Origin of the sequence: Novosphingobium sp. BW1 (assembly GCF_008107685.1) — a bacterium.
Lineage (GTDB): Bacteria > Pseudomonadota > Alphaproteobacteria > Sphingomonadales > Sphingomonadaceae > Novosphingobium.
In genome coordinates this window covers 25,631-40,818 of the sequence record NZ_VIRF01000073.1, presented here as the reverse complement: position 1 = coordinate 40,818, position 15,188 = coordinate 25,631, and the positions used below count along the sequence as shown (strand labels likewise).

The following is a 15,188-nucleotide window of genomic DNA, read 5'->3' as shown; positions in this document are numbered from 1 at the left end:
TGCCCAGGGGATAGGCAGATCTCGCTCGAACAAAAGGCACATATGCACATGTATTGAGCGCGCTATTGCTTTTGGGAGAGAGTACGATGTCGATGGCTTCCCTGCAGCCGATCCCCAGGCCCCTCGCCGCGTCCCCGAACAGGACCTGCCCGGCCGCGCCATCCATCAACCGGTAGCGCCTCAGCCCCCGCGGCTTCTGGCGTACACGCAGCGCCATAGGCCGCAGCCCCGGTGTCCGGTCGTCCGCATTCCCGGACGCCGGGGCCTTCCCATTCTCTCACTGTGCGAAGGAAGCCGCGCGCCCGCGTTGACCGGGACGTCTCCTTGCGGCCTAGGCCGGGTCCTCTCACGGGCACACGCCCACCTCTCGCCCGCCACGTGCACCACACCTAGCAAGGATTCTTATGAGCATTCTCGCCATCGCCCTCACCGCTGCCGCAGCCATGGCTCCCGCCCACACGGTCGAGCATGAGCAGAACGGCAAGGCCTACACCGTTTCCTATGCCGCCCACGTCCAATCTTCGGCCCGACAGGTCGGCATTGCGCCCGCAGGCCGCCGCGGGATGAAGCGCTGCGAGGTCTCGGGCCTCGTTACCATCGAGCGCCACATCACTGACAGCGCTTCAGGCAAGGCGATCACCGCCATGCTGCCGGGAACCAGCGAAGTCTCGCACACGCGCGCTGGCCGCTGCGTGGCACGCGACACCATGCACGCTGATCTCGTTGCGAAGTCCTCCGCTGACATCGATGAATATCTGGCGCTGACCGCACAGGAAGACCGTCCCCACGTGGCGGCCACGATCACCGCAGCGAGGTCCTTGGCCGCGCGCTAATAGGACGTTATGCGAAGCCGCATGGTGCGCACACTTTCTGCCGCAGTTCTCGCGGCTTCGCTTTTCTCCCTGAGCGCTTTCGCCGCTCCCCGCCAAGCCCATGCGCAAGCGATGCGCACGGCCAGCGCCGCACTTGAAGCGCGCGCCGACATGCGCAGCCGCGGCATCAGCGACAATGAGGGCGAACTCGCCCTTCAGGTAGACGGATCGCTTCCCATCATCTCGCACATCGTCGTTGATGCCAACGCCACCACGTTGCGCGGCGCGCGGCGTCACGGCGGAAGTGAACTGGGGATCGAGATCGCACCCAGGTACGTGACCTCCAGCGATGGCTGGGACTTCTCGGCAGGCGCACGCGGCCACGTTTTCATCGATGCAGGCGAGCTCGACTACGTCGAGATCGAAGGCTCGCTGTCACGCACATTGGGCCCCGCCTGGCTGTCGCTAGGTGCCAGCTACGCCCCATCGCAGGACGCCATTGGCGGCGACAACCTCTACTTGTCCGCCGACATCGGCGCAGGCATCCCCGGTAGCCCCCTCGCCCTATATGCAGGTATTGGCCAGACCATCGGCTCGACCAACGATGCCGAGCGCGCGGTGCGCCTGCGCCCGGATGGCGACTACACCAACTGGTACCTCGCCTTGGAACGTTCGCGCCTTAACCTCGCGATCGGAATGGAACTGAGCGGAACCAGCATCAATCAGGACGCCGCCCGCGACACGCGCTACTGGGACCGCCACACCGGCACCCGTCTGGCGGGCTACATGCGCATCTCGTTCTGATCCCCCCCCGCGCAAGAGCGCTTTCATGCTCACGCCCCTGCTGACCGTTCTCCCGGTCTTCGGCCTGATCTTTGCCGGTTGGCTGGCGCGGCGCCTTAAGGCGCTGGGTGCCCAGGCGACAAGCGAGCTCAACCGGTTCGTCGTCTGGCTGGCACTGCCAGCACTGCTGTTCGAGATCGTCGCCAAGGCCCAGCCCTGTGCAGCTCTGGCACCTCAGCTTCCTTGCGGCACTGGCGCTGGGCACCCTGGGCACCTTCGTATTCACGGTCCTCGTGCGCCTACGTCACGGCCTCGCCGATGCGGCCATCGATGGCCTCAATTCGAGCTATGCGAACAACGGCTACATGGGCTTTCCCATCATCGCCATCGTGCTGGGCAGCGAGGCACGGTCGCTGACGCTTCTCTCGGTCCTGATGACCGTGTGCGTGGTTTTCGCGCTGGGCATCATCCTGATCGAAGCCGCGACCCAGAAGGCCGCAACTCCGGGCAAGCTCGCCATCAAGGTCGCGCGCCGGCTGCTTGCCAATCCACTCGTCGCCGCGCCGCTTGCCGCCAGCGTTTTTCCGATTACGGGGCTGGCCGTACCATTTCCCCTCGACAATTTCCTGACAATGCTGGGGGCTGCCGCCTCGCCCTGCGCGCTGGTCGCCCTCGGGCTATTCCTCGCGGCCGAGCGAAGCGCCGCTCCCGCGCCCAGAATGCGGATCGCAGGACTGATCGCGGTCAAACTGATCGCACAGCCTGTCCTTGTCTGGTTCCTGGCGGCCCGGGTCTTCCAGATCGAGACGATGGCTATTCACGCCGCCGTCATTCTTTCGGCCCTTCCGACCGGCACCGGCCCCTTCATGCTGGCTGAGTTCTATGGCCGCGAGGCCGATGTGACCGCGCGCACCGTACTTCTCTCCACGATCCTCTCGCTCGTCACGATCACCGGCTATCTATGGTGGGCGCTCTGAGCGAGAGGGCTGTGCCGGGCGACCTGGGTTCGCCGGGCGCACGTCGTCAGACTTCGCTGGGATAGATCGGAAGAATGTCGACGGGTACATCGCCCATCGCGGCAATCGTGTTCTCGGCATGGCCATCCAGCTTCGCCCAGCTCGCCATGAATGCCTTGGTCCCCTCGTAATCGCCCCTCGCCTGCAGCATCAGGATATCGTGCAGGAGATCGCGAAGGCCCGCTTCCATGCGGGCATCGTCGATCACGAAGCGCCCTGCCCCTTTATCGAAACGAAACGCCCCCTTGGCCTGGAGATAGCCGTACTGGAGAGCGGCTCCCTTTCCGTGCGCTTCCACCGCGCCGAAGCGTACCGAGCGGAAGATGCCGGTGAAGTAGGTGGCAAAGAGCTGGTCGCGCTCACTCGCCGGTATCTCCCCCTTGTCCATCATGAACAGGATGTTCCAGACACCCGCAACATCGGCCTTGGCCTCTTCCAGCGCCGAAGCCTGCTCCTTGAGCCGCGCATTGACGGTCGTCTCCTCGCCATCGACGGTGATGGTCCCCGGCCCGAGGCTGTGCGAGAGTTCGTGGAACAGCGTCTCGTACTGCATGTATTTGCGCGCGACGAGCGCGGCCTGGTCGGGCTCGAGCACGATCGGGGCCATCGACTTCAGGATGCGGTCGAACTTGGCGCCAAGGACGTTGGAGAGGATCACCTTCTTGGCCCCCTTGGCCTCACGCACGCGTTCGTCGTTGGGGAGGTTGAAGGCGATGGTGGGCGCGCCGGGCACGTTGTCGCCCCCGCCATGGACCTGTTCGGAGACGACAATGGGGCTCGCGAAGCCGCGCTGGAAGTTCTTGACCTCGTCCGGGATCGGCAGGTTCGCTTCCATGTCGCGCAGGTACTTCTTGTACTTGGCGAGCGCGGCTGATTCTTCCGGGTTCTTCAGCGTCACGAAGCTCTCGAAGGCGGTCTTCGTACCCATCAGACGGTCGGTGTAGACCTCGTAGGGGCCAATGGCGATTTCGATAGGCGTGTCCTCCAGGTCCATCCAGGCCAATTCGCTCTCGTAGTAATCGTCCGAGAGGAACGCCTTGGCGCGAAGCGACAGGAAACGCTTAAGGCTGGGATTGCTGGTGGTGGCCGCCGCCTCGTCCAGAAGCTGCGAAGCCGGCTCCAGCCATTGCGCGTACGCCTTTGAATAGGGAATGGCGACCAGCGCCTCACCGTCACGGCGCACTACCGTATAGGGGCTGAGCAGCGCCTGCTTCTCATCCGGATGGGCCGCGACGTAGGCTTCCAGTTCCTCACGCGTCAGGTCGGTGGGATAAAAGCCCGCGCCCTCGGGCATGGCCTCACCGCCCCAGAAGGGATGGAGTTCGGCCATCTCATCCCAGGGACCCAAGTTGCGGTCAAACATCTCCAGCAACAGGTCGCGGTCCGCCCGTCGGCTGCGCGAGATCGCCATGCGCACATTGGGATTGGCCTCGTAGCGCTGACGCAGATAGACCTCGCTCAGAAGGTCCGAAGCCTGGATCAGCAGGTTGACGACCTTGCGCTCCTCCGCGTTCAGAAAGACGGTGTCGACATCCATCTCGACCGGCACCAGTGCCGCCTTGGCCACGACCAGATTGTAAGGCGCCTCGGCGGCGGAGGTCTGCGCAGCCGAGGCGCTGCTCGGCGCAAGAGTCGTGCCCGCCAGCAGCAGGGCAAGGGAGGATAGAACAGTACGGGTGAACATGGGAGAAAATCCATATTTGGCAGGGTCGGACTGGCGATAGGGGGCGCCGGTATTTGGGCTTCAACCTAATGTTTTCACGCGGGCATACAAGTTTCCGGAACTCATGGCGTTCTGTTCTGCCCGGCAGGGTAGGTCCCGTGTCGAACGGGTGATAAGAGACACTCATGATCACGCCTCCCGAGACGCCGGTGCTACCCGCCGCCGTAGACCTTTTCGCCATCGGCCTGTTCGCCCTTTCCGGTGCGCTCTCGGGCATACGGACCCAGCAAAGCTACGTCACGGTGGCCTTCTTCGCGCTGATCGCGGGCGTGGGCGGCGGCACGGTACGCGACCTCCTGATCGATGCGCCGGTATTCTGGGTTCACGACCGGCTCGTGGCGCCGGTTTGCCTCGCCGTGGCAACGCTCGCCTGGTTCACGCCCGCCAACTGGTACAACGCCCGGATCCTCGTCTGGGCCGACGCACTGGGTATGGCCGTCTATTCCGTCCTGGGGACGATCAAGGCCATGGGCTGGGGTGTGCCGCCTGTCCCCTCATTCCTGATGGGCGTGATGACGGGGTGTGCGGGCGGCATTATCCGCGACGTTATCGCAGGCCAACCCTCGATCCTCATGCGTCCGGAACTTTACGTCACGGCCTCGGCCCTCGCCTCAGGCTGTGCCGCGCTCCTGATCGCGCTCGACACCCCGCCGATCACTGCCTGGATCTGCGGCGCGCTGGCCGGCTTCATCTTGCGCGGAATAGCGATCCACTGGTCCATTGGCCTGCCCACCCACGGCGGCGAGGACGAGGGCCCGCCCCGACAGACCTGAGCTGGTCGGGACGCGGCTCTCATCAGATCATCGCGCGCCCATCGACCGCGACCGAGCGCACACGCCCATCTCCGTCGATACTGCAGGCAAACCCCCGGCCATCCTTGAGCCGCCCTTCAACCGCAACGCGGCCGTTCATCCGATCCACCTTGTCGACACTGCGTACGCTGTAACGCGAACCGCCCTCGACCTCGTCGGTGCAGGTATCCACGGCCATGCCAAAACCCGAGGCCCCGACCTCCTCGCGCAAGCGGTCATCCTCATAGGGCGCCGCATAGCCCGGATCGCCCACCACCGGGCCACCAGGATAAGCCGGACGGTCATCGCCTCGTTCGTAGTCACGACCGTAGTCATCATCTTCGTAAGCGTCCCGAGGCCGGGCTACGCGCTCGGGCTGGTTGGACTTGCTCGCCGCGCTGGCAATGGCGACAAAGCCTCCGCCGATCAGAAGTCCGGCAAGCAGGCCACCACCACCGCCGCCACGATGGTGGTGGTGGTGGCGCGGCGGGCCCGGATAACGGCCCCAGCCATGGGCCATGGCGGGCGAAACGGTCATGACCGTGGCCGCCAGGGCAGCCAGCGAAGCACTGGTACGCGAACGCAGGATGTTCATAACTCAAGTTCCCAATCGGCGCGCACGATCCGCGCCATCCCAATCAGCAGGTTTCCGGATGCGCCAAAGCGTCTTTCCCGGCGCTGAACCGCACAGGCGGACAGCACGCCATCAGCGCAGGCCGCGAATACCCGAAAAGTCGAGGTCACGCAGACCTCCACGGTAATTCACCTTGCAGGTGAACTTGCCGGTATCAACACGGCTGCGGCGATCCCACCCCCCGCCGCGGCGATGCTCGAGCGCAATCCGGCCCTTGATCTTGTAGCCATAGTCCTTGCGGTCGACCTCGCGAATATCGGTCACACGGGCGCGCTCCCCGTAACGATGTGCGGTACGGGTCGCCGCCGCGACGCAGCGATCCACCGCATCGCGCGAGCTTACACCGCGAAAGCCACGACCGTAACGGCGATCGCGCCCGCGCGGGTGGCCATAGGCATAACGATCCCGGTCGTTGCTGGCCGACGCGGCCAGCGCGGCAACACCGCCCACGACCAGCGCGCCGGCAATCACCGTCCCTGCATCGACCCGGCCACCACCATCGCGCGCCATGGCCGGGGTTGCCGTGGAGGCCGCCATTGCGCCGACCGCCATGGTCCCGACCAGTCCCTTGCCGAGAGCGGATTTCATCAGGGTGTGCATGAGGCGTTCCTCCTTGTTTCGGCGCGCCGGGCCCAATGCCCGGCGACAGACACGGTTTAGCAAAGAGGCGCTGATACCCGCCTGAACCCGGGCATCAGCCATTGTTCATATTCATACCGAAATACCTGAACAATCAGGAATCCGGAACGTCCAGGCTTGTCCACTCCGCCATGAACGAGAGGATATCCGCCGCTTCTTCGATAACCTTGTCGGTCGGTTTGCCCGAGCCATGCCCCGCCCGCGTCTCGATACGGATGAGATGGGGCTTGTCACCCAGTTTCGCATGCTGAATGGCGGCCGCGTACTTGAACGAATGGCCCGGAACCACGCGGTCATCGGTATCCGCCGTCGTCACCAGTACGGCCGGGTAGTCCTGCCCCTCGGCAATGTTGTGGTAGGGCGAATAGCGCCGAATGATCCTGAAGTCGGCTTCCTTGTCGGGATAGCCAAAGTCGTCGACCCAATAGCGCCCCGCGGTGAAGCGATCGAAGCGCAGCATGTCCATGACCCCGACCTGCGGCACGGCAGCCGCAAACAGGTCCGGGCGCTGGTTCGTCACCGCGCCAACCAACAGGCCGCCGTTAGAGCCGCCGTTGATCGCCAGACCGTCCTCAGTCGTAATCCCTTGCGCCTTCAGGTACTCGCCCGCCGCAATGAAATCATCAAAGACATTCTGCTTGTTCTCGCGCCGTCCGGCATCGTGCCAGGCACGGCCATACTCGCCGCCCCCGCGCAAGTTCGCCAGTACATAGGCCCCGCCAGCCTGGATCCAAGCCATCCGCGAGGCCGAGAAGTCCGGTGTGAGCGCGATGTCGAAACCGCCATAGCCGTAAAGCAGCGTCGGCACCGGCTTGCCCGCGGCGACAACATCCTTGCGGCGCACGATGAACATCGGAACCTTCGTGCCATCCTTCGAAGCATAGAAGCGCTGTTCAATCGCGAAGTCTTCAGGATCGAAGTCCATCTCGGGCTCGGCAAACGGCGTGGTCTCACCCGTCTCGATATTCATGCGGAAGATCGAGGGCGTGCGGTTGAAGCTGGTAAAGGAGTAGAAGGTCTCAGGGTCGCCCGGCTTGCCGTGGAAGCCCGAGGCCGTCCCGATCCCGCTCAGCGAGAATTCCTGCGCACTCTTGCCATCGAGACCCACAATAACCGCATGGCTTGCCGCATCGCGCATGTAGTTGAGGACGAGGCGGTTGCCCACGATACCCGCACGCTCGAGAATGTCCTCGGCCTGGGGCACAACCTCTTGCATCTTGGGCGTTTTTCCACCCAGATCGATCTGGACGAGGCGCTTTCGCGGCGCGTTCCTGTTGGTGACGAACCAGAGCTTGTCGCCCATACCCTCAACAAGTTCCCAGGCATCATCGAAGCCGCCGACAACCACGCGCGGGGTCCAGTCCTTGCTGGTGATATCGATCGCGTGGATCTCGAAACGCGCATCGGTGCCGATGCTGCTGGTGACGACGGCCCAGTGGCCATCCTGCGTCGTCGAGACCGAGTGATTATATTCAGGATGCTCAGGCGTGCGGTAGACCACGGTGTCTGCGGACTGGGGAGTTCCCAGTTCATGGTAATAGACCGTGTGGTCGAAATTGGCGCTCTGGAAAGCCTCACCCTCACCTGGCTCGGGATAGCGCGAATAGAGGAAGCCCTTTTCGCCGACCCAGGCAAGGTCCGAGAACTTGACCCATCGGATCTCGTCTTCAAGGACTTTGCCAGTCCCCACATCGAGGACATGGAGGATACGCCAGTCGCTGCCGCCGTCCTGCACGCTATAGAGGAGGTAGGAACCATCCTTCGACGGTCTCCAGCCCGACAGCGCTGTGGCCCCGTCGCTTGCCCAGGTATTGGGATCGATCAGCAGGCGCGGCTCGCCATCCAGCCCATCGCGCATGAACAGCTGCGACTGGTTCAGAAGCCCTGAGTTGCGCGTGTAGAAGTAGCGCTCGCCCGCCTTTTCCGGCAACCCGAAGCGCTCGAAATTGAGAAGGCCACGCACCTTCTCCTCGAACCAGCCCCGCTGGGGCAATTGCTTAAGATAAGTATCGGTGAAGGCGCTCTGCCGGGCCACCCAGTCAGCGACCTCCTTGTCCTCACGCACATCGTTTTCAAGCCAGCGGTAGGGGTCCGCGATCTCTTCCCCGAACAGCACCTCGACAACGTCGCCGCGCCGGGTCTCGGGATAATTCTTATCTGTCAGTTCGTTCGCGAAAACAGACGAGGCCGCGAGGACCGACAGGGCTGTCGTCCAACGAAGGATATTGCGCATGAAAAAGAACAACTCCCGGGAAGATACGTTGCGCCCAAACGAAAAGGCGGCCGCGAGACTGCATCTCGCGGCCGCCCCCGTCAATTTCGGAAAACGGACGTATCTTTGCTTGTCAACAGGACCGGTAGGCCCTGCCCAAGGCCTTACGCTTCGGCGTAATCTTCGGCCTCGTTCATGACCGGGCCCGAATCTTGGCCCTTGGCCTCGGTGTCACGGTCGACGAGTTCGATGATCGCGATCGGCGCGGCGTCCGAAGCGCGGTAACCGGCCTTGATGATGCGGGTGTAGCCGCCCGGACGACCGGCGTAACGCTCGGCCAGAACTTCGAACAGCTTGTTTTCCTGGGCCTCGTCCATGATCTTGGCGTGCGCAAGGCGACGGTTGGACAGGCCACCGTGCTTGGCAAGCGTGATCAGCTTCTCGATGTAGGGACGCAGTTCCTTCGCCTTGGGCGTGGTGGTCTGGATCTGCTCGTGCTTGATCAAGGCTGCGGCCATGTTGCGCAGAAGGGCGGCGCGGTGGCCGGACTTGCGCTGCAGCTTACGGCCGGAATACTTGTGACGCATGGGTCATCTTCCTGTTCGTCAGGCAGCCGGTTAGGTACTGCCCGCCGGGCGATGTGGACAAGGCCACCGCCCAAAACCTTCTCACGGGTATCCGCGAAGAACGGCCCTAATGCGGATTTTCAGGAAAGAGTCAAGGATTCGTGGGAATCCGGGACGCCATTTCCTACACGCCACCCCCTTCAGCCACCATTGCAGCCAGTTCGTGCCCATGCGGATCGCGGAAATGGAAACGGCGCCCGCCCGGGAAAGCAAAGATCGGTAACGTGACGAAGCCGCCTGCGGCCTGCACGCGCGCGAGGGTTTCCTCAAGGTCCTCGACTTCGATCACCGGGAGCATCTGTGCAGTCCACTGCGCCGCATCGCCGTTGAGGCCCATGTCGACATCGCCCGTCATCGTCGACGCGTAATCTGGACCGAAGTCGGTAAAGGACCACCCGAAAGTAGCCTCGTAAAATTCCTTCTGGCCGGGTACATTGCGCACCGGCAGTTCGACGTAGTTCAGGCGGGCCATCACACTCCCCTTGCGTTCTTTATATGTTCTAAACGAAGAATGAAAAGAGGCAAGCAAGCGATTCATCATCCCTTGCCCCTGCGGACTGTCTGATCGACCTCCCCCCGCCAAGGCACACCCTCAACGAAAAGTAGGATTTACCTAGGGAACGTGTGAGCCAGTGCATCCGGCATACCCTGGCCAAGACAGGCGACGGCTCTCGAAATCCCCCTTTTCGAACCTCCGAAGAAAAAGGCCCCGCAGTTTCCTGCAGGGCCTCTTCAATTTGGTATCGGAAGGACCGATCAGCCGAGCAGTTCCTGCTCCAGCTTCTTGGCCATCTCTTCGATGTTTTCGGGCGGCCAGCCCGGGATGTCCATGCCGAGGCGCAGACCCATCGAGGAGAGAACTTCCTTGATCTCGTTGAGCGATTTGCGGCCGAAGTTCGGCGTTCGCAGCATCTCGGCCTCGGTTTTCTGGACCAGATCGCCGATGTAGATGATGTTGTCGTTCTTGAGACAGTTGGCCGAGCGGACCGACAGCTCGAGTTCGTCGACCTTCTTGAGAAGGTAACGGTTGAGCTGGTTGGTGTCGCTCTCTTCCTGGCTCTGCGTACCGCCGGCAGCCATGCCGACCATCGCCGGCTGACCGACGGGGGCGATGTCCTCGAAGTGGACAAACAGCGCCAGCTGGTCCTGCAGGATGCGGGCCGAGTAGGCCACGGCATCTTCGGGAGTCACGGTGCCGTCGGTTTCGACAGTCAAGCTGAGCTTGTCGTAGTCGAGCTCCTGGCCAACGCGGGCGTTCTCGACCTTGTAGCTCACCTGGCGAACCGGCGAGTAGAGCGAGTCAACCGGGATGAGACCGATCGGCGCGTCAACCGGACGGTTACCGACGGCAGGTACATAGCCCTTGCCGGTATCCGCGGTGAGTTCCATGTTCAGGACCGCACCCTCGTCGAGCGTGCAGATCACGAGGTCCTTGTTCATGACCTCGATGTCGCCCGAAACGGCGATGTCACCCGCCTTCACCTGCGCCGGGCCGGTGGCCGAGAGCTGAAGACGCTTGGGGCCTTCACCCTGCATCTTGAGGGCGATCTGCTTCACGTTCAGGACAATGTCGGTGACGTCTTCACGCACACCCGCCAACGACGAGAACTCGTGCAGCACGTTCTCGATCTTGATCGAGGTGATCGCAGCGCCTTGCAGCGAAGACAGAAGAACGCGCCGCAGCGCGTTACCGAGCGTAAGACCAAAACCGCGCTCGAGAGGTTCGGCAACGAAGGTTGCCTTCAGCTTGGGGTCGGGTCCCGGCTTGACCTCAAGGCTGTTCGGCTTCTTGAGTTCCTGCCAGTTCTTGATGTTGACAGTCATGGACTTCCCCTGGGATTACGATGGCGGTTGCGCCCAGGAGCCCATTGAAATGAGCCCATGAAACGCTCCTGAAAACGGGCGACGACCGGTTCGCCGCCCGCAAAAAGGTCGATCAGACGCGGCGGCGCTTCGAAGGACGAACGCCGTTGTGCGGGATCGGGGTCACGTCGCGGATCGACGTGATGGTGAAGCCGACAGCCTGAAGGGCGCGAAGCGCGCTCTCACGTCCCGAACCCGGGCCCTTGACTTCGACCTCGAGGGTACGGACGCCGTGCTCGGCGGCCTTCTTGCCAGCGTCGTCCGCAGCCACCTGAGCGGCGTACGGGGTCGACTTGCGGCTGCCCTTGAAGCCCATCATGCCGGCCGAGGACCAGCTGATCGCATTGCCCTGGGCGTCGGTGATGGTCACCATGGTGTTGTTGAAGCTGGCGTTGACGTGGGCAATGCCGCTCGTGATGTTCTTGCGCTCGCGCCGCTTAATGCGCTGGGGTTCGCGTGCCATGTTCGTGTATCCTGTCGAATAGTCGCTGCGGGAAACCGAAAACCTTTAAGGTTCCCGTGCTTACTTCTTCTTGCCGGCGATCGGCTTGGCCTTGCCCTTGCGGGTGCGCGCATTGGTGTGCGTGCGCTGGCCACGGACCGGAAGACCCTTGCGATGACGCAGGCCACGGTAGCAGGCGAGGTCCATCAGGCGCTTGATGTTCATCGCGGTTTCACGACGAAGGTCACCTTCCACGAGGTGATCGGCATCGATGGTTTCGCGGATCTGGAGCACTTCGGCGTCCGAAAGATCCTGGATGCGGCGGGTGTGATCAATGCCGAGCTTGTCGGCGATCTCGACGGCCTTGGTGCGACCAATACCGTGAATGTAGGTGAGCGCGATGATCACGCGCTTGTTGGTGGGGATGTTCACCCCGGCAATACGAGCCACTTAAATCTCCTGCTCCACAGGGGCGCGTCGCCGCTCCCCTATCTCAACGCTGAAACAAACCACCCGATCCACAAACGCGAACCGACCGGCAGGCGACTTACTCAAAGCCAGACCATCCGGACGCAGCGATTCTGTCGAGTGAAGGGGGCGCTTAAAACGATTCGGCAGACCTGTCAATGCAGCCGACACGAATTGCGAGCCTTGCGCCAAGATTTGCGCAGCCCGGTCAAGCGCTGAATCGATTATACCTTGCAAGGGCTCTCGCGTCAAAGTGCACCTCGCACAACGGATTGCTCTTCTTGCACGCTCAACGCTCGATTACCTCACCTTCTGGAGGCTCGGGCGCCAGCGGTTCGATGCCAACCGGCGCCTCCTCGACCTTGGCCTCTACCTTGAGATCCGCCTCAGGCACGGGATCGAGCCCGAGATCGCCGCCGGGAAAGGCCTGTGCAAAAGCCCCACCAAGCTCGGACGTAAGGCGCTCAAGCTGGGCTCCGAGCATGGTATCGACCGATCCGGCCATCCTTTCGACGGGCTGGCGCATATAGCCGCCAACCACGTATTCGAGGAGCAGAACCGTAGCATCGCCCTCCCCATCCCGCGGCTTGAGCTGGATCGTGAGTGTCCCGTTCACCGCTTCGGACTGCAGCGGACCAAGCGCGCCTGTCATGCGCAGCACGCGCGGACGCTCGATATAGACCACCCGCATATGCTCGACACTGCCCTTGGGTGCCCCGCGCGGCGACGTGTCGTGAGGCAGCAACTCACAGAAGCAGCCACCTGCCTTGGGATCGATGGAGAGATTGGCAGCGTCCCCGGACCAGGTATGCGCCGAATCCCACCATCCTGCCGGGTGCACTACCGCGTCCCAACTCTTGTCCACACTGGAAGGAATCTCAACCATGTGGCGCACGACGAAGCCACGCTCATTGACTTCGGCAACCTTGGCCTCGGCCAGATAAGGTGCGCCCAGGCCCAAAGTGGCGGCGGCGAGAACAGCAGTGCGATGGCGGAAACGCGAGATCTTCATGAAGCCTATAGTCTTGCCGACAAAGACGTACGAAGGCCAGAAAAAAACCGGGACAATCGCCCCGGCTTGTTTTCCAATGCCTACTTGGCGAGGACGCCTTCGATGGAGGCGGTCACATCGTCCATGTCGGCCATCCCGTCGACCTTGGCAACGATCCCGCGCTCTTCATAGATCGGAAGGATCGGCGCCGTCTTCGCACGGTATTCGGCCAGGCGCGTGCGTACGGTCTCGGCGTTGTCATCCGGACGGCGCTTGAACTCGGTGCCACCGCACTTGTCGCACGTTCCCGGAACCTTGGGCTGCTCAAAGCTGTCGTGATAGCCCTTGCCACACGCTGCACAGGTGAAGCGCCCCGTGATGCGCTCGACCAGCGCTTCCTCGTCAACACCCAGCTCGATTACGTGGTCGAGCTTGCGACCGCGCTCGGCAAGGATGCCATCCAGCGCTTCAGCCTGGGCGGCCGTGCGCGGATACCCGTCGAAAATGGCCCCGGTATCCGGCCCCATCGCATCGAGCTCATCACCAATCAGCGCCGAAACGATGGCGTCCGAGACGAGTTCGCCCCGCTCCATGATCGCCTTGGCCTCGAGCCCTGTCGGCGTGCCCGCCTTGACCGCGGCCCGCAGCATGTCGCCAGTCGATAGCTGGCGCATGCCATGGCGCTCAACCAGGCGCTGTGCCTGCGTTCCCTTGCCCGCCCCCGGCGGCCCAAGAAGAATGATATTCACGCGTAACCCCCTCAGTTCTACGTTTCGGCGTACGCTTGCGCTTAGCGCATGCGACCTTTCAGCTTCGCCTTCTTTATGAGATCGCCGTACTGGTGCGCCAGCAGATGCGATTGGATCTGCGTGATGGTGTCCACGGTCACGTTGACAACGATCAGCAGGCTGGTGCCGCCCATGAACAGCAGCGGAAGACCGGTCTGGGCCAGGAACCACTCGGGAATGCAGCACACCGCCGTGAGGTAAGCCGCACCGATCACCGTCACGCGGGTCAGCACGTAATCAAGGTAGTTCGCGGTGTTTTTGCCCGGGCGAATGCCGGGAATGAAGCCACCGTTCTTCTTGAGGTTCTCCGCCGTTTCTTCCGGATTGAACACAACCGCGGTGTAGAAAAAGCTGAAGAAGATGATGCCAGCGGCATAGAACAGCATGTAGAGCGGCTTGCCGTGCCCCAGATACTGGTTCAGCGACACCACGATCTTGCCCATCGTCGAGTCCGGCTGCAGCGAATTGCCGGCGAACTGGGTGATGGTGAGCGGCAGCAGCAGCAGCGAACTCGCGAAGATCGGAGGGATTACGCCGGCCGTATTGATCTTGAGCGGCAGGTGGCTGCGGTCGGCCTGCATCATGCCGCGCTGAGTCGCACGCTTGGGATACTGGATCAGCAAGCGGCGCTGAGCGCGCTCGAAGAAGCAGATCAGCAGGATCATCGCAACGATCAGTGCGATCAGGAACATGATGAGCAGCGAACCGGTGTCCCCGGCCGAATAGGCCTGACCCAGGTTGGACGCGAAGGTCGGCATCTGCGCGACGATACCGGCCATGATGATCAGCGACACGCCATTGCCGATACCGCGCGAGGTGATCTGCTCACCCAGCCACAGCAGGAACATGGTGCCACCAACCAGGCTGATGACCGCGCCAATGCGGAACAGGATGCCCGGATCAACGACGGCGGGAAGACCGCTCGAGGCGCCGTAGGCTTCCAGGCTCACGGCCAGGAAGTAACCCTGGATGGCGCAGAGGCCGACCGTGCCGTAACGGGTGTACTGGTTCAGCTTCTTGCGACCAGCCTCACCTTCCTTCTTCAACGCCATGAGCGCGGGATGAAGCGAGGCAGCCAGCTGCACCACAATCGAGGCCGTGATGTAAGGCATGACACCCAGGGCAATCAGGCTCATGCGCGAGAGCGAACCACCCGAGAAAGTGTTGAACAGGTCGAGGATGCCGCCCTGGGTCTGGCTGTAGAGCTCGCTGAGTATACGGGCGTCCACGCCCGGCAGCGGTACGAAGCTCAGAAAACGGAAAACGATAAGCGCACCGATCGTAAACCAGATGCGCTTCTTCAGTTCGGTGGCCTTGGAGAAATTGCTCAGGCTCAGCGAGCTGGCGATATTGTCGGCACGGGAAGCCATGAGTGTATTAAGCCTCGAATAGCGTGATCG

15 protein-coding genes and 1 pseudogene are annotated in these 15,188 nt (G+C 62.6%); 4 read left to right on the top strand and 12 right to left on the bottom strand.

Features of this window, described 5'->3' with window-relative positions:
• The first annotated feature begins 404 nt into the window (after positions 1–404).
• From FMM79_RS11435 to FMM79_RS11425, 3 genes and pseudogenes are all read left to right on the top strand, one after another.
• Positions 405–833 (top strand): hypothetical protein, encoded by a 429-nt coding sequence (locus tag FMM79_RS11435; protein WP_148627613.1) that lies wholly within the window; start codon positions 405–407, stop codon positions 831–833.
• 9 nt (positions 834–842) lie between these two features.
• Positions 843–1,616 (top strand): TorF family putative porin, encoded by a 774-nt coding sequence (locus FMM79_RS11430; protein ID WP_148627612.1) that lies wholly within the window; start codon positions 843–845, stop codon positions 1,614–1,616.
• 25 nt (positions 1,617–1,641) lie between these two features.
• Positions 1,642–2,572 (top strand): annotated as a pseudogene (locus FMM79_RS11425) (AEC family transporter).
• Positions 2,573–2,618: 46 nt separating this feature from the next.
• Here FMM79_RS11425 and FMM79_RS11420 read toward each other — a convergent pair.
• A complete protein-coding gene (locus tag FMM79_RS11420; RefSeq protein ID WP_148627611.1) occupies positions 2,619–4,295 on the bottom strand; it encodes a hypothetical protein in 1,677 nt (558 codons plus the stop codon).
• A gap of 164 nt (positions 4,296–4,459) precedes the next feature.
• Between FMM79_RS11420 and FMM79_RS11415 the strand changes: the two genes are divergently transcribed.
• On the top strand, positions 4,460–5,107 hold the full coding sequence (locus FMM79_RS11415; RefSeq protein ID WP_148627610.1) for a trimeric intracellular cation channel family protein: 648 nt from the start codon (positions 4,460–4,462) through the stop codon (positions 5,105–5,107).
• Between the two features lie 22 nt (positions 5,108–5,129).
• On the opposite strand, the gene FMM79_RS11410 is transcribed toward FMM79_RS11415, so the two are convergent.
• The 11 genes from FMM79_RS11410 to secY form a co-directional block, all read right to left on the bottom strand.
• Complete coding sequence (locus tag FMM79_RS11410; protein ID WP_240339122.1) at positions 5,130–5,720, bottom strand: hypothetical protein; 591 nt, start codon at positions 5,718–5,720, stop codon at positions 5,130–5,132.
• Positions 5,721–5,831: 111 nt separating this feature from the next.
• On the bottom strand, positions 5,832–6,359 hold the full coding sequence (locus tag FMM79_RS11405) for a hypothetical protein (protein WP_240339121.1): 528 nt from the start codon (positions 6,357–6,359) through the stop codon (positions 5,832–5,834).
• A gap of 133 nt (positions 6,360–6,492) precedes the next feature.
• The gene (locus FMM79_RS11400; RefSeq protein ID WP_148627609.1) at positions 6,493–8,631 is read right to left on the bottom strand and encodes a prolyl oligopeptidase family protein; all 2,139 of its coding nucleotides are present in this window, start codon (positions 8,629–8,631) and stop codon (positions 6,493–6,495) included.
• A 143-nt stretch (positions 8,632–8,774) separates the two neighbouring features.
• The gene (gene rplQ / locus FMM79_RS11395; protein ID WP_148627608.1) at positions 8,775–9,197 is read right to left on the bottom strand and encodes a 50S ribosomal protein L17; all 423 of its coding nucleotides are present in this window, start codon (positions 9,195–9,197) and stop codon (positions 8,775–8,777) included.
• A 163-nt stretch (positions 9,198–9,360) separates the two neighbouring features.
• On the bottom strand, positions 9,361–9,708 hold the full coding sequence (locus FMM79_RS11390; RefSeq protein ID WP_148627607.1) for a VOC family protein: 348 nt from the start codon (positions 9,706–9,708) through the stop codon (positions 9,361–9,363).
• Between the two features lie 284 nt (positions 9,709–9,992).
• A complete protein-coding gene (locus FMM79_RS11385; protein ID WP_148627606.1) occupies positions 9,993–11,060 on the bottom strand; it encodes a DNA-directed RNA polymerase subunit alpha in 1,068 nt (355 codons plus the stop codon).
• Positions 11,061–11,172: 112 nt separating this feature from the next.
• On the bottom strand, positions 11,173–11,562 hold the full coding sequence (rpsK, locus tag FMM79_RS11380) for a 30S ribosomal protein S11 (RefSeq protein WP_007011846.1): 390 nt from the start codon (positions 11,560–11,562) through the stop codon (positions 11,173–11,175).
• A 60-nt stretch (positions 11,563–11,622) separates the two neighbouring features.
• Positions 11,623–11,991: a 30S ribosomal protein S13 gene (gene rpsM / locus FMM79_RS11375; RefSeq protein WP_039388051.1), complete on the bottom strand. Its 369-nt coding sequence runs from the start codon at positions 11,989–11,991 to the stop codon at positions 11,623–11,625.
• Between the two features lie 307 nt (positions 11,992–12,298).
• Complete coding sequence (locus tag FMM79_RS11370; protein ID WP_162853547.1) at positions 12,299–13,021, bottom strand: SRPBCC family protein; 723 nt, start codon at positions 13,019–13,021, stop codon at positions 12,299–12,301.
• A gap of 80 nt (positions 13,022–13,101) precedes the next feature.
• Positions 13,102–13,749, bottom strand: coding sequence for an adenylate kinase (locus tag FMM79_RS11365; protein ID WP_148627605.1), 648 nt, complete (start codon positions 13,747–13,749; stop codon positions 13,102–13,104).
• 41 nt (positions 13,750–13,790) lie between these two features.
• Entirely contained in the window at positions 13,791–15,158 is a 1,368-nt protein-coding gene (secY, locus tag FMM79_RS11360; protein WP_148627604.1) for a preprotein translocase subunit SecY, read from the bottom strand.
• Positions 15,159–15,188 lie beyond the last annotated feature (30 nt).

Coding starts and splice junctions, on each gene's coding strand:
- FMM79_RS11435 (WP_148627613.1), top strand. CDS start 405: ATGAGCATTCTCGCCATCGCCCTCACCGCTGCCGCAGCCATGGCTCCC.
- FMM79_RS11430 (WP_148627612.1), top strand. CDS start 843: ATGCGAAGCCGCATGGTGCGCACACTTTCTGCCGCAGTTCTCGCGGCT.
- FMM79_RS11420 (WP_148627611.1), bottom strand. CDS start 4,295: ATGTTCACCCGTACTGTTCTATCCTCCCTTGCCCTGCTGCTGGCGGGC.
- FMM79_RS11415 (WP_148627610.1), top strand. CDS start 4,460: ATGATCACGCCTCCCGAGACGCCGGTGCTACCCGCCGCCGTAGACCTT.
- FMM79_RS11410 (WP_240339122.1), bottom strand. CDS start 5,720: ATGAACATCCTGCGTTCGCGTACCAGTGCTTCGCTGGCTGCCCTGGCG.
- FMM79_RS11405 (WP_240339121.1), bottom strand. CDS start 6,359: ATGCACACCCTGATGAAATCCGCTCTCGGCAAGGGACTGGTCGGGACC.
- FMM79_RS11400 (WP_148627609.1), bottom strand. CDS start 8,631: ATGCGCAATATCCTTCGTTGGACGACAGCCCTGTCGGTCCTCGCGGCC.
- rplQ (WP_148627608.1), bottom strand. CDS start 9,197: ATGCGTCACAAGTATTCCGGCCGTAAGCTGCAGCGCAAGTCCGGCCAC.
- FMM79_RS11390 (WP_148627607.1), bottom strand. CDS start 9,708: ATGGCCCGCCTGAACTACGTCGAACTGCCGGTGCGCAATGTACCCGGC.
- FMM79_RS11385 (WP_148627606.1), bottom strand. CDS start 11,060: ATGACTGTCAACATCAAGAACTGGCAGGAACTCAAGAAGCCGAACAGC.
- rpsK (WP_007011846.1), bottom strand. CDS start 11,562: ATGGCACGCGAACCCCAGCGCATTAAGCGGCGCGAGCGCAAGAACATC.
- FMM79_RS11370 (WP_162853547.1), bottom strand. CDS start 13,021: ATGAAGATCTCGCGTTTCCGCCATCGCACTGCTGTTCTCGCCGCCGCC.
- secY (WP_148627604.1), bottom strand. CDS start 15,158: ATGGCTTCCCGTGCCGACAATATCGCCAGCTCGCTGAGCCTGAGCAAT.